This is a genomic window from Streptococcus gwangjuensis (assembly GCF_028156745.1).
Taxonomy (GTDB): domain Bacteria; phylum Bacillota; class Bacilli; order Lactobacillales; family Streptococcaceae; genus Streptococcus; species Streptococcus gwangjuense_A.
On record NZ_JAODJG010000013.1, the window covers coordinates 1 to 326 of the forward strand.

Annotated in this window: 1 protein-coding gene; it reads right to left on the reverse strand. The window is 44.2% G+C overall.

What is annotated here, in order from left to right:
- Positions 1 to 326, reverse strand: a 326-nt coding sequence (locus N5909_RS00100) for a mucin-binding protein (protein ID WP_419965928.1), incomplete at both ends; no start/stop codon positions are given.

Here is a 326-nt window from a genome sequence, read left to right on the forward strand (position 1 = left end):
GTGTAGACTTGGTCACGTGCTGTATCGTAGTCATAAACCTTAGCACCACCCGCTGTGAATTCATCGCTAACAAGGTTATAGCCTTGTTTCTTGAACTCTGTGATTTGACTTGTTGTGCTGTAGGCAATGGCTTCTCCTGACTTACCTGTTACTTCATCTGTTGTGAGAACACGGTTACCGTTAGTGCTTACATAACGGATAACAGCTTTTTGGGCATCCTTACGATAAGTGACTGTTTCAACACGGTCTTGGTCTTTAGCTTGAACTCCACTTACAGCTGGGATTTCTGATTTATCCGCTGTGTAACCTGCGATAGTTGGAGAGAC